Here is a 21,104-nt window from a genome sequence, read left to right on the forward strand (position 1 = left end):
CCCGGGCGGGGGAGGGAGGGCCACCGGATCGGCGGAGTGCGGCCGACGGACCGTCATATCCCGGATGGACAGATAAGTCCGACTATGTCCAGGATCAGGGGCATGCGCGGACATCTTGCTTCCTCGATCGCCGTCACCTGTGCGGCCGCCCTGGCCCTCCCGCTGGCCCTGTCCTCGGACGCCGGGGCCACACCTTCGCCGACCGAGAGCCGGACCGTCGGCGGATCGACCACCGCCGAATCGATCCCCGGCAGCACCCAGTCCCTCCCGCTCACCCCCCTCACCATTGGCACCTCCCGCACCCCGCCCTCCCCCTCGTCCTCCTCGTCCTCGGGGGACCGCGCCCTGCCGCCCGCGTCCGCCCCGGCCCAGGGCCTGGCCCGCCGGGACGTGCGGCACTTCTCCCTCGTGGGCGTCGTCTGGGACGACCCGGACAGCGAACTCCACGGCCGGGTCCAGGTGCGTACCCGCGCGACCGGCACCACGAAGTGGTCCGCCTGGCAGGACGTGGACACCCACAACCACGAGCACGCGGCCGACCCGGACACCGCGGAACGCGCCTCGGACCGTGTGCGGGGCTCCACGGCACCCCTGTGGGTGGGCGACTCGGACGGTGTGGAGGTCAGGGTCCAGGGGGAGGCGGACGGCCGGACGGGCGCCGACGGGAGAGCCGTCACCGCCGAGCCCCTCCCCAAGGGCCTGCACGTCGAACTGGTCGACCCCGGCGCCGAGCCCCCGCCCCAGGGCCCCGAACAGAACGCCTCGCTCCTGGGTGCCCTGACCGCAGAGTCCGCGGCGGCGGCCTCCGCCGTCAACGCCGAGCTGGCGCCCATCGGCGCCACCGAGATCCCGGCCCTGAGCGAGAAGGAGACCCGGGCCGACCTGCTCGCGACCCGTGGCGAGGAGACGGACGCAGCTGATACGACGAACGCGGCCGGTACGACGGCGGAGCAGCGCGCGAAGCCGTACATCGGCGCCCGGCCGCGCATCGTCACCCGCCGGGGCTGGGGCGCCGACGAGGGGCTGCGGGAGCGGAACTTCAGCTACACGAAGACGGTGAAGGCCGTCTTCGTCCACCACAGCGCCTCGGGCAACAACTACCGCTGTGCGCAAGCCCCTTCAGTCATCCGCAGTATCTACCGCTACCACGTGAAGAGCAGTGGCTGGCGCGACATCGGCTACAACTTCCTCGTCGACAAGTGCGGAAACATCTACGAGGGGCGGGCCGGTGGCGTGGCCAAGCCGGTCATGGGCGCGCACACTCTCGGTTTCAACAGCAAGAGCATGGGGATCGCCGTCCTCGGAAGTTTCGGCGCCGCGAACCCGCCCGCCGCGTCGGTGAAGGCCGTCGCGAAGCTCACGGCATGGAAGCTCGGCCTCTACGGAGCGAACCCGCGCGGCAAGACCTACCTCAAGTCGGGAGGCGGAAATCTGTACCGAAAAGGAAAGAACGTACGACTCAATGTAATCTCCGGTCACCGGGACGGATTCGCCACCGAATGCCCGGGCGGCCGGCTGTACGCGAAGCTCGGCAAGGCCCGTGCCACTTCGGCCCGCTACCAGGGACGATGACGTCCGGTCGGCGGGAACGGTGAGGCCCGGCAAGCCGGGTCGCCCGAGCCCGGCGGCTCCCCACGGCCACCTCCCAGAGGCGCCCCACAGCCATCGAAACGGTCTGCATACACTGGCCGGTCGAAATAGCGTTCGACCGGCCCCAGCAGGAAGCAGAGACGACAGGTGACAGAAGCGATCCTCCTGGTCGGCGGCAAGGGCACACGGTTGCGCCCCCTCACGGTGCACACGCCGAAGCCGATGGTTCCGGCGGCCGGGGTACCGTTCCTCACGCACCAGCTGGCACGGGCGAGAGCGGCGGGGGTCGAGCACATAGTGCTCGCCACGTCCTACCTGGCCGAGGTCTTCGAGCCCTACTTCGGCGACGGCTCGTCGCTGGGGCTCCATATCGAGTACGTCACCGAGGACGAACCCCTCGGCACCGGGGGCGCCATCCGCAACGTGGCCTCCCGCCTGAGATCGGCCCCCGACGACCCCGTCCTGATCTTCAACGGAGACATCCTGACCGGCCTGGACATCCCGGCCCTGGTCGCGACCCACCGGTCCTCGGGCGCGGACGTCTCGCTGCACCTGACACGTGTGACGGATCCGAGGGCGTACGGCCTGGTCCCGACGGACGCCTCGGGCCGCGTGCAGGCGTTCCTGGAGAAGCCCCAGACTCCCGAGGAGATCGTCACCGACCAGATCAACGCGGGCGCGTACGTCTTCCGCCGGTCGGTCATCGACTCGATCCCCGCGGGCCGCCCCGTCTCGGTCGAACGGGAGACGTTCCCGGACCTCCTGGCCTCCGGCGCCCACCTCCAGGGCATGGTCGACTCCACGTACTGGCTGGACCTGGGCACTCCCCAGGCCTTCGTACGCGGCTCCGCCGACCTGGTTCTCGGCAGGGCGCCGTCGCCGGCCGTCCCGGGCCGCTGCGGCGACCGCCTGGTCCTGCCGACGGCCTCGGTCGCCCCCGACGCCAAACTGACCGGCGGCACGGTCGTCGGCAGCGGCGCGAGCGTGGGCGAGGGGGCCCGCATCTCCGGCAGCACGATCCTGGCGGACGCCGTCGTCGAGCCGGGCGCGGTCATCACGGACTCCCTGGTCGGCGCCCGCGCCCGGGTGGGCGCCCGCTCGGTCCTCACGGGGGCGGTGGTCGGCGACGGAGCGGTCGTGGGCCCGGACAACGAACTCCGGGCGGGCGTACGAGTCTGGTGCGACGCCCGCATCCCGGGAGCGTCCCTCCGCTTCTCCTCGGACCAGTAGCGCGTCGCCGACCGAGCCCCTCAGGGGCGCGGGGAACTGCGCAAAAGGGGGCGAGGGGGCGAAGCCCTCATGCAGTGACGGGGAGGGTAGGGGCGGCGGGGGCGAAGAACTCCCGCCCACCTCACAGCAGCCCGATATCCCCGCGAGGCATCTTCGGATGCCGCCGAGCAGGCGTACGCCCGCTCAGCAGAATCAGCCGAGCAGCCCGATGCCGCTGCCCCGCATAGGGCTCCAACAACGCCAACATGACGGAGTCGTCCGCATCCCGGTCCCCGGCCAGCGCGTACCCCACGATCCCGGGCAGATGAAGATCCCCGACAGTGACCGCGTCGGCCGCCCCATGACTCCGCTGCACGACCTCCGCCGAGGTCCAGGGCCCCACCCCGGACACCACTTCGAGCCGCTCCCGCGCGGCGACCGGATCGAGCGCCACGGCCTCCTCCATCCGCCGGGCCACCCGAACGGCCCGCAGGATTGTCGACGCCCGCTTGTTGTCGACCCCGGCCCGATGCCACTCCCACGAGGGGATCAGCGACCAGACCCGCGGCTCCGGCATGACGAACATGCGGCCCTCCACGGGCCCGGGCGCGGGCACGCCGTACTTCCGCACGAGCAGCCGCCAGGCCCGGTACGCCTCGTCGGTGGTGACCTTCTGCTCCAGAACGGACGGGATCAACGACTCCAGGACCAGCCCGGTACGCGTCAGCCGCAGCCCGGGCCGCCGATGCCGGGTCATCGCGACGAGCCGGTGCCGGGGCTCGAAGGCGTCGGGGTCGTCGGACTCCCCGAGCAGCAGGGGAAGCCGGTCGAGCAGCCACTCGGCCCCGGGCCCCCACGCCTCGCCCCGCACCACACCCCCGCGCGCGGACACCCGCAGCGTCCCGGGTCCGACAGGCGTGAGGCTGGCCCGCCACACGGATCCGTCCGGAGTGGCACGGAAGGTGGGATCGGCGGGGCCGCGCCGCAGCGGCCCGAGCACGAGCCCCAGATCGAGCGGCCAGGGCGGCACCCAGCTCCGGGTCCGCCCGCCGGCACTGCCGCTCCCGCCGACACCGGTCGCCGCCGACCGTGGCTCGGGCACGACGACATGTCCCCCGCGCACGGTCGTACGCGTGGGCCGCTGTTCGAAGCGTCCGGCCACGGATGAGTTCCTGGAGGTGTCTGGCGATGTCTGATGACGTCTGATGACGCCGGCGGTGAAAAGGACTCTGTCATCGAACCTCGATGAAAGCCCCCGCATCCCGCTCGGCCCGAGCCTTCGGCTCCTCGGCCGCGTGCCCGACGGCGACGGCCCCCATGGGATCCCAGCCCGCCGGCAGACCGAGCACATCCCTCACGACCTCGCGGCAGAACATCGTCGACGAGACCCACGCGGACCCGAGCCGCTCCCCGGCGAGCGCGACCAGGAAGTTCTGCACACCGGCGCCGGTCGCGACCACGAACATCTCGCGTTCGGCCCCGTCCCGCCGGGCGTCGCCGTACGTGTGGGACCCGTCCATGACGAGACACGGCACGACCAGGTACGGAGCCTTGCGCAGCACGTCCCCGCGGCGCACCCGCCTGGCGATGGACTCCGTGCTCTTCCCGTCCCGCTCCAGATCGGCGATCCAGGCGTCCCGCATGGCGTCCAGCAGGCGTGTACGCGACTCGGCGCTCTCCAGGAGGACGAATCGCCACGGCGTCGTGTGATGGGGGGCCGGCGCGGTCACCGCCGCGGCCACCGCCCGCCGTACGGCACCGGGGTCGACGGGCTCGTCGGTGAAGGCCCGTACGGTACGGCGCTGGGTGACGGCCTCCCGTACGGCCTCGGAGGTGCCGAGCCGGAACATGTCGTCGCGCGAGCCACGGACCATACCCCTGGTCCCTTCGTCCTCGTCGTCGGTGCCCGGCGTCCGCACCACGCTCGACAGTCCGCGCACCACGGCGACGGGCAGCCCGGCGGCCTTGCCCTTGACCAGGTCCCCGGCGGCGGCCAGCTCGTCGGCGGTGGCGACGACGGTGGCGCCCAGCGGATTCCCGTGCGCGTCCGTGCCGCCCCGCAGATCGTCGAGCACGCGCACGCCGGCGGCCCCGATGGCGACATCGGTGAGGCCGGTCCGCCAGGGCCGGCCGAACGTGTCCGTGACGAGGACGCCCACCTCGACGCCGAGGGTGTCCCGCAGGCCGTCCCGGATCGTCCGGGCCGAGGCGTCGGGGTCCTCGGGCAGCAGCAGCACGGTCCCGGCGGGGGTGTTCGAGGCGTCGACCCCGGCGGCGGCCATCACGAGCCCCTGCCGGTTCTCCACGATCCGCAGCGGTCCGCGCCGGGCCACGACCCGCACGGTCTCCGCGTCGATGGCGGCCTCCCGGTCCATCGCCTCGACGACCCGGCCCTCGGCCTTGGACACGATCTTCGAGGTGACCAGCAGCACGTCCCCGTCCACGAGCCCCGGCCCGGCAGTGGTACCGGCACCGGCGACCGCGCTGGCGATCAGCTTGGCGAGGTCGTCCCCGGGCCGTACCTCGGGCAGTCCTGGGAGCGCCCACACCCGGTAGCCCGGCGCGTCCGTCGGGATCCCGCTCACCGGCGCCCCCGTACCCCCGGACATCTCGTCGCCGTCGCTCAAGCGCCCCGCACCTCCTCGGCCAGCGTCAGCGCCTCGCGGGCCATCTCGGCCGTCGTGCCGAGGTCGGTCATCATCAGCGGGACGGCCCGGCAGCGGATGCCCGCCTCGGTGACGCGCTCGACGACGGCGGCGTCCACCGTGTCGACCAGCCATCCGTCGAGGAGCCCCGAGCCGTAGTGCTCGGCGACCGCCGCCGCGGTGGACTCGACGCCGACCGCCGCGAGGACCTTGTCGGCCATGCCGCGCACGGGCGCGTCCCCGACGATGGGGGAGAGGCCGACCACCGGCACCCCGGCCTCGGCGATCGCCTCCCGGATGCCCGGTACGGCGAGGATCGTGCCGATGGACACGACGGGGTTGGACGGCGGGAAGAGGATGACGTCCGCGGAGGCGATGGCCTCCAGCACGCCGGGCGCCGGCTTGGCCTGGTCGGCTCCCACGGGCACCACCGCGTGCGCGTCGACGGAGGCCCGCAGCCGCACCCAGTACTCCTGGAAGTGGACGGCCTTGCGCTCGCCGTCGATCTCGACGGCCACATGCGTCTCGACGCGGTCGTCGGACATGGGGATCAGCCGGACACCGGGCTTCCACCGGTCGCACAGTGCCTCGGTGACGGCGCTGAGCGGATATCCGGCGCTCAGCATCTGCGTACGCACGATGTGCGTCGCGAAGTCCCGGTCGCCCAGTCCGAACCAGGAGGGACCGGCGCCGTAGGCCGCCAGCTCCTCCTTGAGGTGGAACGTCTCGTCGGCCCGTCCCCAGCCCTGTTCCTCGTTGATACCGCCACCGAGCGTGTACATCACCGTGTCGAGGTCCGGGCAGACCTTCAGCCCGAAGAGGTGGATGTCGTCCCCGGTGTTGCCGATGACGGTGATCTCCGCGTCCGGCGCGGCCTGCTGGAGACCACGCAGGAACCGGGCACCGCCGATGCCGCCTGCCAGAACCACAATGCGCATGGCATGCAGTCTCGCAGGCGGGTACGACAACGCGTCAGCCGGTTACGAGACCTCGGCCACCGAGCACCGGGCGTTGGGGGTCTCCCCGGCCGAACGGAGTTGCGACTGGGGGAGCATCGGCATCTCCGTCAACCCGGGGTGGTAGACGTGCAGGCTTATGGCCGGTTCGAGCGAGTCGTTGACGACCTCGTGCGCGTAGCCGGGCGCGAACACCCGCTGCGCGCCCGTGCCGAGCGCCCGCGTGCCCCGCTCGGTGCGCTCGGTCAGCGCGCCCTCCAGGACGGTGAGCACGCCGGAGGAGGGGCCGTGGTCGTGCAGCCCGCTGCCCTGTCCGGGGACCCAGGACAGCAGCCACACCTCGTAGCCGGGGCCGGTGCGCAGCCGGTGGTACCAGCGGGAGGCCGCGTCGTAGCGGACGAGGTGCTCCCACTGGGAGCGGTCGGCGGCGATGGAGCGGGCGAGGCCGACGAACTCGGACACGGTGGCCGGATGTTCGCGCGGCGGCTGGAGCAGGTGCAGTACTTCGAGGATGTCGCCGGCGATCTGGAGGTCGCTGTCGCTGTTCATGGAGTGCGGTGGTTTCCTCGGCGGAGAGAGTGCTGGAGGTCTGGGATGTCACGTACCGGCCGCCCGGATCACGGGCGTGAGGTGTGCCCTGGTACGGGCGGAGGGACCAGCGGCCGGTCTCAGTGGACTCGGCGGCAGCGGGAGCGCGGTGAGCTCAACAGCTGCGACAGCAACAGCTACAGCGAGCGTGGACAGCACCGAGGGACCCGGCGGTGCGGGTCGAGGTGAGTGCCAAGTTCGCGAGCATGCCCACCAGCACACCGGTTCACACCCGCACTGTCAACTTGACGTCCGATATGTGGGAGATCTTTCACCTCTTCCGGGCCACCTCATAGGTGAAAGGTTTGTGCACGAGGTTGTCGGGACACATGGCGCACAACCGGGCGCACGAGCCTCGGCGCGACCCCCTGGTCCTTGTGCGATCCCGGTGATCCATATGTGATCCGGTTCGCTTCGTCGATCGTGTCGGAACGAGATCGAACTCCCGGGCGTCTTCCTCTGTACAAGTCCTGTGCGGAGTCGACGCCTCACTGGCTCTCTTTCGGCTGTCAGGGTTTATACCGATTTGAACACTTTCCGCAAAGCCTTGGTTCCGCAGAGTGAATAAGGGGCCCAATAGCAGATCTCGGCTTGACTGGCCCGGATCGGCGCACTTGTAATTTCACTCGTGTCGTTCAGCCGAAATCGGTAGCGGCAGCATCACGGGGACGCGAGACGGACGAGGGGCGCACATGACCGAGCTGTTTCAGGAACTGCTGGTCGACGAGGCCGAAGAGGAGCTCGGCTGGCAGGAGCGGGCGCTCTGCGCGCAGACGGACCCCGAGTCCTTTTTCCCCGAGAAGGGCGGCTCCACCCGCGAGGCCAAGAAGGTCTGCCTCGCCTGTGAGGTCCGCTCCGAATGCCTCGAATACGCACTCGCCAACGACGAACGCTTCGGAATCTGGGGCGGACTGTCCGAGCGCGAGCGGCGTCGTCTGAAGAAGGCAGCCGTCTGATCGTGGCTCGATAGCGACCTGATCGCATCCGGTCGTTCTTCGTTCGCGTTCCGATCGAACGGCGCACACCACTACGTACTGATACGTAACGCACGGCCCGGCGCAGGTGGGTTGTCCACAGGCGGCGGGCCGCGCTGTTGTGCAGCCGTTAGTGTGGGCCTCCGTCCGAGACGCCCCGTGGTCCCCTCAAGGACACAGGCGTCCACCGCAGTCCAGCGAACCGGGGCCCGTACCTCGATGTCCGTGCACAGCCATTCGGCAGGTCAGTACGACACTGCCCCCGCAGCGTTCGACCCGGCAGGCTCGGCGGCGTCCGATCCGGGGCGCCCGCCCGAGTTCCCGAGGCACGTGGTCACCGCCGTGCTCGTCTCGCACGACGGCGCCCGCTGGCTGCCCGACGCCCTCGCCGGGCTCCTCGGCCAGGAACGCCCCGTGCAGAACGCCGTGGCGGCCGACACCGGCAGCGCGGACGACTCCGCCCAGCTGGTCACCGACGCCCTCGGCGCGGACCGGGTGCTCCACCTCGCCCGGCGCACCGGCTTCGGCCAGGCCGTCGAGGAGGCCGTCCGCATCGCGGGCGTGCTGACCCCGGAGGAGCTTCCGTACCTGAAGCGCCCCAGCGGCTGGGACCCCGTCACCCGCACCTGGCGCGACGACACCTACGACATGCCGGAGCTGCCGCACGGCGAGCCCGAGCAGTGGCTGTGGCTCCTGCACGACGACTGCGCCCCGGAGCCCGACGCCCTGGCCCAGCTGCTGCGCGTCGTGGAGAACGAGCAGGAGCTCGGCAAGGACGTCGCCGTCATCGGCCCCAAGCTCCGCGGCTGGTACGACCGCAGACAGCTCCTCGAAGTCGGCGTCACCATCGCCAACAGCGGCCGCCGCTGGACCGGCCTCGACCGGCGCGAGCAGGACCAGGGCCAGCACGACCACGTGACTCCCGTGCTGGCCGTGTCCACCGCCGGCATGCTGATCCGCCGCGACGTCTACGAGGAGCTCGGCGGCTTCGACCGCCGGCTGCCCCTGATGCGTGACGACATCGACCTGTGCTGGCGCGCCCAGTCCGCGGGCCACCGCGTCCTGGTCGCCCCCGAAGCGGTCGTACGGCACGCCGAGGCGTCCTCCCGCGAGCGCCGCACCGTCGACTGCGTGGGCCGCACCTCCGCCTCCCCGCACAAGGTCGACAAGGCGGGCGCCGCCTACACCCTCCTCGTCAACGCCCGCAGCGCGGTCCTTCCCTGGATCCTGGTGCGGCTCGTACTGGGCACCCTGCTGCGCACGGTCGCCTACCTCGTCGGCAAGGCCCCCGGACAGGCGGTCGACGAGATCCGCGGCCTCCTGGGCACCCTGCTGCGTCCCGAGCGCATCATCGCGGGCCGGCGCAGGCGCGGCAGCCCCCAGGTCGACAAGGGGGAGATGCGCGCACTGTTCCCGCCCCCCGGCGCCACGGTCAGGGCCACCGTCGAACAGGCCGCGGGCAACCTCGTGGGCCGCTCCGACCCCGAACTGAACGCGGCGGGCCGCCACGGCAGCGCCGTCGAGTCCGGACCGGGCGGCGACGACGCCGACTTCCTGCAGATCGAGCAGTTCGCCCGCCTCAAGCGCGTCGCCCGCAAGCCCGGGCCGATGGTCTTCGTGGTGCTCCTCTTCTTCTCCCTCATCGCCAGCCGTGAACTCCTCGGCAGCGGTGCGCTCGCGGGCGGCGCGCTGCTGCCCGCCCCCGCGGACTCCTCCGCACTGTGGTCGCGCTACCTGGACGGCTGGCACCCCGTGGGCGCCGGCGGCACCCAGTCGGCGCCGCCCTACCTCGCGCTCGTCGCCATGCTCGCGAGCGTGCTGTTCGGATCGACGGGTCTCGCGGTCACCGTCCTGCTGATCGGCTCGGTACCGCTGGCCGGCTTCGCCGCCTACTTCGTCTCCCGGCCGCTCGTCGAGTCGCGCCTGCTGCGCGCCTGGGCGTCCGTCGCGTACGCCTTCCTGCCCGCCGCCACCGGCGCGCTCGCGGGCGGCCGTCTCGGCACCGCCGTGCTCGCCGTGCTGCTGCCCCTCATCGCCCGCGCGGGCATCGCGGCCAGCGGTCTCGCCTCGGAGTCGGGCCGCGGCAGCTGGCGCGCCACCTGGGCGTACGCGCTCCTGCTGACCCTCGCCACCGCGTTCACGCCGATCGTGTGGCCCATCGCGCTGGTGCTCGGAGTCGCCCTCGCGGTCGTGCGCCGCGGTGACATCGCCGCCTACGGGCTGCGCTTCCTGGCCCAGCTCGGCACCCCGCTGCTGGCCCTCGCCCCCTGGTCGCTCACCCTGCTCCCGTTCGGCTTCTTCCAGGAGGCCGGCATGGAGTACGAGTCGGGGGCGGCCTCAGCACTCGACCTGCTGGGCGCGAGCCCCGGCGGCCCCGGCACGGTCAGCGGGCTGATGCTCATCGGCATCGTGTGCGCCGCCGTGGCCGCCCTGATGCGCGCGGAACGGCAACTGGGCATCTGGGCCGCCTGGACGGCCGCGCTGGTCGCGCTCGTCTTCGCCGCCCTCTCGAACGGCTCCACCTGGGCCGGCCCCGCCACCCTCGTCTACGGCCTCGCCTTCCTCGCCGCCGCCGCGCTCGGCGCCGACGGGGCACGCTCGCGCGTGGCCGAGCAGAGCTTCGGCTGGCGTCAGCCGGTCGCCGTCCTCATCGCCTTCGCCTCGGCCGCCGGGCCCCTGCTCATCGCCGCCGGCTGGATGATCCGCGGCGCCGACGGGCCCCTGGAGCGACGCGACCCCGTCCAGGTGCCCGCGTTCGTCGCCGAGGAGAGCGGCACCCGCGACCAGGCCCGCACGCTCGTCCTCGGCAGCGACTCCGCGACCGAGGTCGGCTACACCCTCGTGCGCGGCTCCGGCGCCCGCCTCGGCGACGCCGAACTGGCAGCGGCGGACGGCGAGAACAAGACGCTCGACAAGGTCGTCGCCAACCTCGTGGCGGGCTCCGGCGCCGACCAGGCCGACCAGCTCGGCGGCTTCGCCGTGCGGTACGTCCTGGTCCGCGACGGCGCGCCCCGCGAGGTCAGCCGCGTCCTGGACGCCACGCCTGGCCTGAGCCGGCTGAGCCAGCAGGACGGCAGCGCCCTGTGGCGCGTCGACCGGCAGGTCGCGCGCGCGGCCGTCGTCCCCGCCTCCGGTGACCCGCAGCCCATCGCCGCGGGCCCCGTCGAACTGCACACGAAGATCCCCTCCGGTGCCGAGGGCCGCATCCTGCGTCTCGCGGACACGGCCGACGAGGGCTGGACGGCCACCCTCGACGGGAAACCGCTCACCAAGAAGACGGTCGACGGCTGGGCCCAGGGCTTCGAACTGCCCGCCGCCGGGGGCCGGCTGGACGTCACCTTCGAGGCGCCGATGAGCCACACGGGCTGGCTGTGGGCGCAGGGCGCGCTCGCCGTCGTCCTCGTGGTGCTCGCGCTGCCGGGCCGGCGCCGCGACGTCGACGACGACCTCCCCGAGGAGGAGGCCGCCGTGCCCGTCCAGGCCGCGTCCGGCGAGGGCCGCAGGGCCCGCCGGCTGCGCGCCCAGGCGGAGGCCGAACAGACCGAGCAGGCCGAGCCCGCGGAGCGGTCCGACACGTTCCCGCCCGACGCCCCGCCCGCGCCGGAGGGGGTCCCCGTGGCCGCCCCGGTTCCGCACCAGCAGGGCTACGACGAGTGGGACGCGACGACGTACGGCGCCGAGTACGGCACCTACGACCAGCAGCAGTACCAGGGCGCCCCGCAGTACCCGGCGGGCACCTACGAGCAGCAGCAGTACCAGGCGGACCCGTACCAGGCGGACCACTACGACCCGTACGCGGCGTACGGCCAGGGGAACGCGGGGTACGACCCGTCGCAGACGTACGGCCAGGGCTACGACCCGCAGTACGACCAGCAGCAACAGCAACAGCAACAGCAACAGGCGCAGCAGCAGCAACCGCCGCACGGCACCGACAGTGAGCGCCCCGACGGGAGCCAGCAGTGAACCGCACCACCGTGTCCCTGATCGCCGGCGTGGCCGCGCTCGCCGCCGTCACCGGCTTCGCCTCGATGTCCGAGCCGCAGGCCTCCGGCACGGACACGGCCGAGGCGGCCGCCCAGCTGCCCGTGGAGCGCACCAGCCTCCTCTGCCCCACTCCGAGCACCTCGGACCTCGCGGAGACCGCGTACACGTCCTTCACGCCCGTCACCAAGGGCACCGGTACGGACGGCAAGGCCGAACTGGTGGCCGCGGGCGCGCAGTCGGCCGACGGCGAGTCCGACGGGTCCGGGTCCGGCGACGGGGACGGGAAGCAGGACGGCAAGGGGGACGGCGGGGAGTCCGGCAAGAAGGAGAAGCCCGTCCTGACGCCGAAGGAGCCCGGGAAGCCGGTCACGGCCGAGGCCTCGGGCGCCGAGTCGCCCGCGCTCGTCGGCACGGCCGAGGGCAGGTTCGCACCCGGCTGGACCGTCCAGCAGACCACCGAGGTCGAGGCGGGCGACGGCCGCGGCCTGCTCGGCACCAACTGCTCGGCCCCGGACACGGACTTCTGGTTCCCGGGCGCCAGCACCGCCAAGGAGCGCACGGACTACGTGCACCTGACCAATCCCGACGACTCCGCCGCCGTCGCCGACATCGAGCTGTACGGCAAGGACGGCGCCCTCAAGTCGACGGTCGGAGAGGGCATCAAGATCCCGCCGCACGCCGGCGAGTCGGTGCTCCTGTCGACCCTCATCGACGAGCCGGAGACCAACCTCACCGTGCACGTCACGGTCCGCAGCGGCCGGGTGGCCGCCGCCGTCCAGGCCGTGGACGACACGCTGGGCGGGGACTGGCTCGCCGCCTCCGCCGCTCCGGCGGGCAGCCTCGTCCTGCCGGGCATCCCGAAGGACGCCACCTCCGTACGGCTGGTCGCCTTCGTGCCCGGCGACGTCGACGCCGACCTGAAGGTGCGGCTGGCCTCGCCGACCGGGATGATCACTCCCGCCGGGCACGAGACGCTGCACGTGAAGGCCGGGATGACGGCCGCCGTCGACCTCGGCGACGTCACGCGCGGCGAGGCGGGCTCCCTGGTGCTGACCCCGACCGGGACCTCCGCCCCCGTCGTCGCGGCCCTGCGGGTCGTCCGCGGCAAGGGCGACAACCAGGAGACGGCGTTCATCCCCGCCACGGGCCCGGTGGGCGCGCGTGCGACGGCCGCCGACAACCGGGCCAAGGGATCCACGCTCTCCCTGGTCGCCCCCGGCCGCGGCGCGAAGGTCAAGGTCACGGCCTCCGCGGGCAGCGACGGCGGAACGGCCGCCTCGAAGACGTACACGATCAGGGCCGGTACCACTCAGAACGTGCGGCTGCCCGAGCCCAGCGGCCTCAAGGGCACGTACGCGCTCACGGTGGAGCGGCTGTCCGGTGGCCCCGTCCACGCGTCGCGCATGCTCGAAGCGGCCGAGGGCGGCGTACCGATGTTCACCGTGCAGACCCTCCCGGACGACCGGGGAACGGTGAAGGTACCGAACGCCGAGCAGGACCTCTCGGTGCTGCAGAAGTAGCGGCACCGGGGGGAGGGGACCCGGCCACGGCGCCGGGGGCTCAGTCCTCCCCGTACCGGGGATCGACGGTCTCCGGTGTCAGCCCCAGCAGCTCGGCGACCTGTTCCACCACGATCTCGTGCACCAGGGCGGCCCGCTCGTCGCGGCTCTTGGTACGGATCTCGACGGGGCGCCGGTAGACGATGACCCGCGCGGGACGGCCCTCGTGCGCCGGAGCCGTGCCACCCAGCGGCACCGCCTCGTCGCCCCAGCCCTCGTCACCGGCCGGATCGAACCGGGGCACCTCCAGCACCATGAACTCGATGTCGGAAAGCTGCGGCCACCGCCGCTCCAACCGCTCCACGGAGTCCTGCACCAGATCCGCGAACACCTCGGCGCGACTGGCCGAGAGGGGCACCTGCGGTGGCGCCACGGGTCCACGCATCCCGCGCCCGTGCCGATCACGACGGCGGGGCCTGGGTTCGGCGGGAGGGGGCGGTACGGGGTTGTCCATCACTGACGAAGAGTAGTCCCCGCGCCCTGCCCCCGCCCGCACACGGCACGCGTCCCGCCCGCGGCTGCGGACCGTCACGCCGGACGACTTCGGGGGCCCGCCCCCGGCGTGTCGCAGCATGAGCATTCCAGCCAAGCTCAGGCTGGTTTCCGTATCCTCCAGGGCCGTACAAATAACGGAAGTTGACAGCTTTTGTACGGGAACGCGACCTCTTCCGAGCCTGTCCGCCACATCGTCAACACCCGTACCCGCAGGTCAAACAGGCCCGCCGAAGACCCTCTGTGTCAGGCGTCACAGCACGACACGGTGGGGTGAGCCGGGGGAGAGTCGTCGCGGCCCGCTCAGGAGTGAGGTACCGTCCAACATCGTGAGCCCTGTACGTCGCTGTTCGCGCACCGCTTGCGGCCGTCCCGCCGTAGCGACGCTGACGTACGTCTACGCCGACTCGACCGCGGTCCTCGGCCCGCTCGCCACCTACGCCGAACCCCACTGCTACGACCTGTGTGCCGAGCACTCCGAGCGCCTCACCGCCCCGCGCGGCTGGGAGGTCGTCCGGCTCGCCGACAGCTCCGCTCCCTCCCGCCCCAGCGGTGACGACCTGGAAGCGCTCGCCAACGCCGTCCGTGAGGCGGCCCGCCCGCAGGACCGCGCCCCGCGGCAGGGCGGCGGCAACGCCCGCGGCGCGGACCCGATGGAGGTCGCCCGCCGCGGCCACCTGCGGGTCCTCCGTTCACCGGACTCCTGAACCCGCCCTCTCCGGAGGGGGCTTCACCCTGTGGTGTCCCATGTGACCCCTGTGTCCCGTGTGTATTCGGTGCACGTTTCACTCAGCGGCGCACGACCATTGACGCGCGCTTGTCGCGGACACGACCATTTTCCCCGGCCCATGAGAAATTGATTTCCGCATAGCGGAATCGGGGGAGGCTCCGTGTACGTCCAGGAACTTGAGCCCGTGGCCGACTCGCTCGGTCTGTCCGCGCTCGTCGCGACCCTGCCCCTCGTCCTCGTCCTCGTCCTGCTCGGCGGGGTCCGCATGAAGGCGCACCTGGCCGGTCTCATCGGCCTCGCGGCCGCCGCCCTGGTCGCCTGGCTCGTGTACGGCATGCCGGCCGGCCAGACGCTCTCCAGTGCCGCCCAGGGGGCGGTGTTCGGCCTCTTCCCCATCCTGTGGATCGTCGTCAACGCCCTCTGGGTCTACCGGATGACCGTCCGCACCCGGCACTTCGACATCCTGCGCCGCTCCTTCGGACGGCTCTCCGACGACCCGCGCATCCAGGCGCTAGTCGTCGCGTTCTGCTTCGGCGCGCTCCTTGAGGCGCTCGCGGGCTTCGGCGCGCCCGTCGCGATCTGCTCGGTGATGCTCGTCGCGCTCGGCTTCGACCCCGTCCGCGCGGCGGTGGTCGCGCTGGTCGCCAACACCGCGCCGGTCGCCTTCGGGGCGATGGGCACACCGGTCGTGACACTGGCCCAGGTCACCGACCTGCCGCTGGACACCGTCGCCTCCGTGGTGGGCCGCCAGACCCCGCTGCTCGCCCTGGTGGTGCCCCTGGTTCTCGTCTTCCTGGTGGACGGGCGGCGCGGCCTGCGCGAGACCTGGGTGCCCGCGATGGCGTGCGGAGTCGCCTTCGCCGTCGCCCAGTTCGCCGCCTCCAACTACGTCTCCGCCCAACTCGCCGACATCGGCGCCGCGCTGGCCGGAGCGGGCGCGCTGATGGCGGTGCCGCACGCGCGCAGGCCCGCCGCCGAACCCGTACGGGCCGCCGTCCTCACGGGCACCCGCAGCGAGGACCTGGACGAGGAGGACCCGCGCCGTGAGGTGCTGCGCGCGTACGCCCCGTACGTACTGATCGTCGTGATCTTCTCCATCGCCCAGATCCCGCCCGTCAAGGACCAGTTGGCGAAGGCGACCCGCGTCTTCGACTGGCCCTTCCTGAACGTGGTGAACCCCGACGGCGATCCGGTCGGCGGCAATGTCTTCACCTGGCCGATCGTGTCCACCGGTGGCACGCTGGTGCTGCTCGCCGGGGTGTGCACGGCCGCCGTGCTCGGGGTGCACGCGCGCGTGGCGCTCAGGGAATGGGCGGCCACGGTCCACGAGTTGAGGTATGCGATCCTCACCGTCACCTCCGTCCTGGCGCTCGCCTACGTCATGAACCTGTCCGGACAGGCGGCCACGATCGGCCACTTCGTGGCGGCGGCCGGCGCGGGGCTCGCCTTCCTGTCGCCCGTCCTCGGCTGGTTCGGCGTGGCGGTCTCCGGCTCGGACACCTCGGCCAACGCGCTCTTCGGCGCCCTCCAGGTGACCGCGGCGAGGGAGTCAGGCCTGTCTCCTGAACTCCTCGCGGCCGCCAACAGCTCGGGCGGTGTCCTGGGCAAGATGATCTCCCCGCAGAACCTCACCATCGCCTGCGCGGCGGTCGGACTCGCGGGCCGCGAGGGCGACCTGCTGCGCAAGGTGCTCCCCTGGAGCCTCGGACTCCTGCTGGTCATGTGCCTGATCGTCGTGGGACAGAGCTCCCCGGTCCTGGAATGGATGCTTCCGTAAGCCCGCGCGGGGGCCGGAGACGACCCGGCGAGAACCGTGCGAAGTCCTCCCCAGTTCCTCCCCAGGTCCTCTCCGGGCCCTCGCGAAGTTCGACGGTGATGTCCGCATGTGCCCGCTCAGGTCCCGCACGGCCGGGAGTCGGTGCGTGCGGGTAGTTTGGGGTCACCGTCGAGGACTCCAGGAGGGTTGGCAGTGACCGCTGATCTGTCGCAGCTCGTTAAGGCGTACGACGTACGCGGGGTGGTCCCGGACCAGTGGGACGAGACGCTGGCCGAGCTGTTCGGTGCGGCCTTCGTGCAGGTGACGGGAGCGGACGCGATCGTGACCGGTCACGACATGCGCCCCTCGTCACCGGGCCTGTCGCGGGCCTTCGCCCGCGGGGCGGCGGCGCGCGGCGTCGACGTGACCGAGGTCGGGCTCTGCTCGACGGACCAGCTGTACTACGCGTCGGGGGCGTTCGGCCTCGCGGGCGCGATGTTCACGGCCTCGCACAACCCGGCCCGGTACAACGGCATCAAGATGTGCCGGGCGGGAGCGGCCCCCGTCGGCCAGGACACCGGCCTCACCGAGATCCGTGAACTCGTGGAGTCCTGGATCGACTCGGGAGCCCCGGCCTCGGCAGCCCGGGCGCAGGGCACGATCACGCGGCGCGACACGCTGGAGGACTACGCGGCGCACCTGCGCGGCCTCGTCGACCTGACCTCGAACCGCCCCCTGAAGGTCGTGGTCGACGCGGGCAACGGCATGGGCGGACACACGGTCCCGACCGTCTTCGCCGGCCTGCCCCTGACCCTCGTCCCGATGTACTTCGAGCTGGACGGCACGTTCCCGAACCACGAGGCGAACCCGCTGGACCCGGCGAACATCGTCGACCTCCAGAAGCGCGTCCGCGAGGAGTCCGCCGACCTCGGCATCGCCTTCGACGGCGACGCCGACCGCTGCTTCGTCGTCGACGAGCGCGGCGAGCCGGTCTCCCCGTCCGCGATCACCGCCCTGGTCGCCGCCCGCGAGCTGGCCAGGCACAGCGGCAAGGGCACGGTCATCCACAACCTGATCACCTCCTGGTCGGTCCCGGAGGTCGTCCGGGAGAACGGCGGCACACCGGTACGCACCCGCGTGGGCCACTCCTTCATCAAGGCCGAGATGGCCGCCTCCGGCGCGATCTTCGGCGGCGAGCACTCCGCGCACTACTACTTCAAGGACTTCTGGAACGCGGACACCGGCATGCTCGCCGCGCTCCACGTCCTCGCGGCCCTCGGCGGGCAGGAGGGCACCCTCTCCGCCCTCGTCGCCCAGTACGACCGCTACGCCGGCTCCGGCGAGATCAACTCCACGGTCGACGACCAGGCCGCCCGCCTCGCCGCGATCAGGACGGCGTACGAGGGCCGGGAGGACGTCACCCTCGACGAACTCGACGGCCTCACCGTCGCCGCCGCCGACTGGTGGTTCAACGTCCGCCCCTCCAACACGGAGCCCCTCCTGCGCCTGAACGCGGAGGCCCGCGACGAGTCGACGATGACGAAGGTCCGCGACGAGGTCCTGACGATCATCAGAGCCTGAGGACGCCTGGTTCGTTCCAGCCCGTCCGCGACGTATTCAGCCTGTCCGGCGTTTGAGGACGAGCGCGCAGCGCGATATGGGGGCGAGGGGGCGCAGCCCCCATGCAGTGCAGCCCCCATGCAGTGACGGGAAGGGTAGGGGCGGCGGGGGCGAACACCCCCCACGCCCACCCACCCGCGGCGGTACCCTGACCAGGCCACATCACCGCACACCCCCGCCCCAGACCCCGCCCCGAAGGGACCTGACATGCCGCTAGAAGCCGGCCTCCTGGAGATCCTCGCCTGCCCGGCCTGCCACGCCCCCCTCAAGGAGGCCTCCCGCAACGACCAGGAGGCCGAACTGATCTGCACAGGCAAGGACTGCGGCCTGGCCTACCCCGTCAGGGACGACATCCCCGTCCTCCTGGTGGACGAGGCCCGCCGCCCCGCGTAGGACCCCGCACGTCACAGGCCACACAGACACGTCACAGGTCACAGGCCACAGAGAAGCGACCCCGCCAGGTGTCCGGAGGCTGCCCACCATGTTCGACGAATCAATCCTCGACGACCAGGAGGCGCTGGCCCGCGCGGACCGGCGGGACCTGCTCCGCGGCGCCGCCGAGGCAGGCGCCCGCGTACGCACCGCGGTCCGGCACGCCACCGAGGCCGGCATCGCCGAGCTGAAGCCCGACGGCCGCCCGCGCGCCATCCTGACCGCGGGCCCCGGCCTGGCCGCCACCTGCGTCGCCGACCTGCTCGGCTCGCTGGCCGGCGCAGCCTGCCCCGTCACCCGGCTCACCCCCCGGGGCGTGGCCCCCGCCGCGGGCGCCCTGCTCTGGGAACTGCCCGGCTGGGCGGGCCCCGTCGACCTGCTCCTGGTCGCCACGCCCGACGGCAGCGAGCCCGGCCTCTCGCTCCTCGTCGAGCAGGCCTACCGGCGCGGCCTCACCGTCGTCGCCGTCTGCCCGCCCCGCACCCCGCTCATCGAGGCGGTGGCCGTCGCCCACGGCCTCTCCGTACCGATGGCGACCGCCCCCTACGAGCCGCAGGCCCCGGCCGCCGCCTCGGCCCCCGGCTCGCTGTGGGCGCTGCTCACCCCGCTGCTCGCGCTGCTCGACCGCACCGGCCTGCTGTCCGCGCCGCCCGAGGCCCTGCAGAAGGTCGCCGACCGGCTGGACCAGGTGGCCGAGCGCTGCGGCCCGGCCATCGCGACCTACAGCAACCCCGCCAAGACGCTCGCCTCCGAACTCGCCGAGGCACTTCCGGTGATCTGGACCGAGGGCGACGCCGCGGGCCCGGCGGGCCGCCGCTTCGTCGCCGCCCTGGCCGAACTCGCGGGGCGCCCCGCGCTCACCGCCGAGCTGCCCGAGGCACTGGCCGCGCACAGCGTGCTCCTCGCGGGCACCCTGGCCGCGGGCGCCGACCCCGACGACTTCTTCCGCGACCGGGTCGAGGAGGCGCAGGTCGTCCACGCGCGCGTGGTCCTGCTGCGCGACCGCCCGGCCGGCGGGCGCACCGCCGCCCCGGCCGCCCGCGAGCTGGCCCTCAGCCATGACACGGCGCTCAGCGAACTCGAACCGGAGGAGGGCGGCGACCTGGAAACACTCGCCGAACTGATCGCCGTCACCGATTTCGCCGCCGTTTACCTGGCGCTCGCCTCGACGGCCTGACCTTGAGCGACACCTCCTGACCGGAGAGCCCACAGAATCCGTACGACCCGCGGATCCCGCAGCCCCCGTCGATCAGGACGCGTACCAGCACAGGTTCCAGAACGCGTACCAGCATGCGTACCGGCACACGTACGGAGAACGAGACACACCATGGACCGCCTCGACAACACCGTCCGCCCCTACGCCTGGGGTTCCACCACGGCCATCCCGCGGCTCCTCGGCACCGAGCCGACCGGCGAACCGCAGGCCGAGATGTGGATGGGCGCCCACCCGGGCGCACCCTCGCGCACCCCCCGCGGCCCACTCACCGAGGTCATCGACGCGGCCCCCGAGCGTGAACTGGGCACCGAGGCGGTCGCGAAATTCGGCCCGCGGCTCCCGTTCCTGCTGAAGATCCTCGCCGCGGGCGCCCCCCTCTCCCTCCAGGTGCACCCCGACCTGACCCAGGCGAAGGAGGGGTACGAGGAAGAGGAGCGCCGCGGTGTCCCGGTCGGCGCACCGGACCGCAACTACAAGGACGCCAACCACAAGCCCGAACTGATCTGCGCGCTCACGGAGTTCGACGGTCTGTGCGGATTCCGCGCCCCGCTGGAGGCCGCCGAACTGCTGTCGGCCCTGGAGGTCGACTCCCTCAAGCCGTACGTCGACCTGCTGCACGCGCACCCCGAAGAGGCCGCGCTGCGCGAGGTGCTGACCGCGGTACTCACCGCCGACCCCGAGCTGATGGCCACCACGGTCACCGAGGCCGCCGCGGCCTGCGCCCGGCTCGGCGGTGCCCACGCCCCGTACGCCTCGATCGCCCACCACTACCCCGGTGACCCGGGTGTCATCGCCGCGATGCTTCTCAACTACGTACAACTGCAGCCCGGCGAGGCCCTGTTCCTCGGCGCCGGTGTGCCGCACGCGTATCTGAACGGGCTCGGCGTCGAGATCATGGCCAACTCCGACAACGTGCTGCGCTGCGGACTCACCCCCAAGCACGTCGACGTCCCCGAACTCCTGCGTATCGTCCGCTTCGAGGCGGGCGACCCGGGCGTACTGCGCCCCGAGGCGTCCCCGGACGGCGAGGAGGTCTACGAGACCCCCATCGACGAGTTCCGCCTCTCCCGGTACGTCCTCCCGGAGGGCGGGCCCGCCCGCGACCTCACCCGGCGCACCCCGCAGATCCTGCTGTGCACCGCGGGCTCCGTACGGACGGGCGACACCACGCTCGCCCCCGGTGGCTCCGTGTTCGTACCGGCGGGCGAAAAGGTGGAAGCCTCCGGAAACGGGACGATTTTCCGGGCCACGGTCGTCGCCTGAGGGAATCACCCGGCACCACTGTGGCGGCCCGGTGCTCCGGGGCCGGTTCGGGCTGCAACAATGGCCCACCGCAAAGGGCAGGCAAAATGC

Annotated in this window: 16 protein-coding genes; 11 read left to right on the plus strand and 5 right to left on the minus strand. The window is 72.4% G+C overall.

Annotation, left to right across the window (positions count from 1 at the left end):
• Positions 1–84 precede the first annotated feature (84 nt).
• Positions 85–1,572 carry a peptidoglycan recognition protein family protein gene (locus OHS59_RS27010; RefSeq protein ID WP_328495957.1) on the plus strand — a complete coding sequence of 496 codons (1,488 nt, stop codon included), beginning with the start codon at positions 85–87 and terminating at the stop codon, positions 1,570–1,572.
• Between the two features lie 165 nt (positions 1,573–1,737).
• The gene (locus OHS59_RS27015) at positions 1,738–2,820 is read left to right on the plus strand and encodes an NDP-sugar synthase (RefSeq protein WP_328495958.1); all 1,083 of its coding nucleotides are present in this window, start codon (positions 1,738–1,740) and stop codon (positions 2,818–2,820) included.
• Positions 2,821–2,941: 121 nt separating this feature from the next.
• Here OHS59_RS27015 and OHS59_RS27020 read toward each other — a convergent pair whose 3' ends face one another.
• From OHS59_RS27020 to OHS59_RS27035, 4 genes are all read right to left on the minus strand, one after another.
• Entirely contained in the window at positions 2,942–3,961 is a 1,020-nt protein-coding gene (locus tag OHS59_RS27020; RefSeq protein ID WP_328495959.1) for a DNA-3-methyladenine glycosylase family protein, read from the minus strand.
• A 70-nt stretch (positions 3,962–4,031) separates the two neighbouring features.
• Positions 4,032–5,408, minus strand: coding sequence for a coenzyme F420-0:L-glutamate ligase (locus OHS59_RS27025; protein ID WP_328499374.1), 1,377 nt, complete (start codon positions 5,406–5,408; stop codon positions 4,032–4,034).
• 14 nt (positions 5,409–5,422) lie between these two features.
• Positions 5,423–6,382: a 2-phospho-L-lactate transferase gene (gene cofD / locus OHS59_RS27030; protein WP_328495960.1), complete on the minus strand. Its 960-nt coding sequence runs from the start codon at positions 6,380–6,382 to the stop codon at positions 5,423–5,425.
• Positions 6,383–6,424: 42 nt separating this feature from the next.
• Positions 6,425–6,949 (minus strand): cysteine dioxygenase, encoded by a 525-nt coding sequence (locus tag OHS59_RS27035; RefSeq protein WP_328495961.1) that lies wholly within the window; start codon positions 6,947–6,949, stop codon positions 6,425–6,427.
• A 731-nt stretch (positions 6,950–7,680) separates the two neighbouring features.
• Between OHS59_RS27035 and OHS59_RS27040 the strand changes: the two genes are divergently transcribed.
• From OHS59_RS27040 to OHS59_RS27050, 3 genes are all read left to right on the plus strand, one after another.
• Complete coding sequence (locus OHS59_RS27040; RefSeq protein WP_053723761.1) at positions 7,681–7,944, plus strand: WhiB family transcriptional regulator; 264 nt, start codon at positions 7,681–7,683, stop codon at positions 7,942–7,944.
• A gap of 237 nt (positions 7,945–8,181) precedes the next feature.
• Entirely contained in the window at positions 8,182–11,925 is a 3,744-nt protein-coding gene (locus OHS59_RS27045; RefSeq protein ID WP_328495962.1) for a glycosyltransferase, read from the plus strand.
• The gene (locus tag OHS59_RS27050) at positions 11,922–13,466 is read left to right on the plus strand and encodes a DUF5719 family protein (RefSeq protein ID WP_328495963.1); all 1,545 of its coding nucleotides are present in this window, start codon (positions 11,922–11,924) and stop codon (positions 13,464–13,466) included. The genes OHS59_RS27045 and OHS59_RS27050 overlap by 4 nt, the downstream gene beginning before the upstream one ends.
• A 40-nt stretch (positions 13,467–13,506) precedes the next feature.
• On the opposite strand, the gene OHS59_RS27055 is transcribed toward OHS59_RS27050, so the two are convergent.
• Positions 13,507–13,959 carry a metallopeptidase family protein gene (locus OHS59_RS27055; RefSeq protein ID WP_328499375.1) on the minus strand — a complete coding sequence of 151 codons (453 nt, stop codon included), beginning with the start codon at positions 13,957–13,959 and terminating at the stop codon, positions 13,507–13,509.
• Positions 13,960–14,326: 367 nt separating this feature from the next.
• On the opposite strand from OHS59_RS27055, the gene OHS59_RS27060 reads away from it, so the two are divergent.
• The 6 genes from OHS59_RS27060 to manA all read left to right on the plus strand — a co-directional run bounded on the left by OHS59_RS27060 (position 14,327) and on the right by manA (position 21,014).
• Complete coding sequence (locus OHS59_RS27060; RefSeq protein WP_328495964.1) at positions 14,327–14,704, plus strand: DUF3499 domain-containing protein; 378 nt, start codon at positions 14,327–14,329, stop codon at positions 14,702–14,704.
• Between the two features lie 183 nt (positions 14,705–14,887).
• Positions 14,888–16,504: an L-lactate permease gene (locus tag OHS59_RS27065; protein WP_328495965.1), complete on the plus strand. Its 1,617-nt coding sequence runs from the start codon at positions 14,888–14,890 to the stop codon at positions 16,502–16,504.
• A 192-nt stretch (positions 16,505–16,696) separates the two neighbouring features.
• Positions 16,697–18,064 carry a phosphomannomutase/phosphoglucomutase gene (locus tag OHS59_RS27070; RefSeq protein WP_328495966.1) on the plus strand — a complete coding sequence of 456 codons (1,368 nt, stop codon included), beginning with the start codon at positions 16,697–16,699 and terminating at the stop codon, positions 18,062–18,064.
• A gap of 246 nt (positions 18,065–18,310) precedes the next feature.
• Positions 18,311–18,496 carry a Trm112 family protein gene (locus tag OHS59_RS27075; protein WP_328495967.1) on the plus strand — a complete coding sequence of 62 codons (186 nt, stop codon included), beginning with the start codon at positions 18,311–18,313 and terminating at the stop codon, positions 18,494–18,496.
• An 88-nt stretch (positions 18,497–18,584) separates the two neighbouring features.
• Positions 18,585–19,712 carry an SIS domain-containing protein gene (locus tag OHS59_RS27080; RefSeq protein WP_328495968.1) on the plus strand — a complete coding sequence of 376 codons (1,128 nt, stop codon included), beginning with the start codon at positions 18,585–18,587 and terminating at the stop codon, positions 19,710–19,712.
• A 150-nt stretch (positions 19,713–19,862) separates the two neighbouring features.
• Positions 19,863–21,014 carry a mannose-6-phosphate isomerase, class I gene (gene manA / locus OHS59_RS27085; RefSeq protein WP_328495969.1) on the plus strand — a complete coding sequence of 384 codons (1,152 nt, stop codon included), beginning with the start codon at positions 19,863–19,865 and terminating at the stop codon, positions 21,012–21,014.
• The last annotated feature ends 90 nt before the right edge of the window (positions 21,015–21,104 follow it).

The sequence above is a fragment of the Streptomyces sp. NBC_00414 genome (assembly GCF_036038375.1).
Taxonomy (GTDB): Bacteria; Actinomycetota; Actinomycetes; order Streptomycetales; family Streptomycetaceae; genus Streptomyces.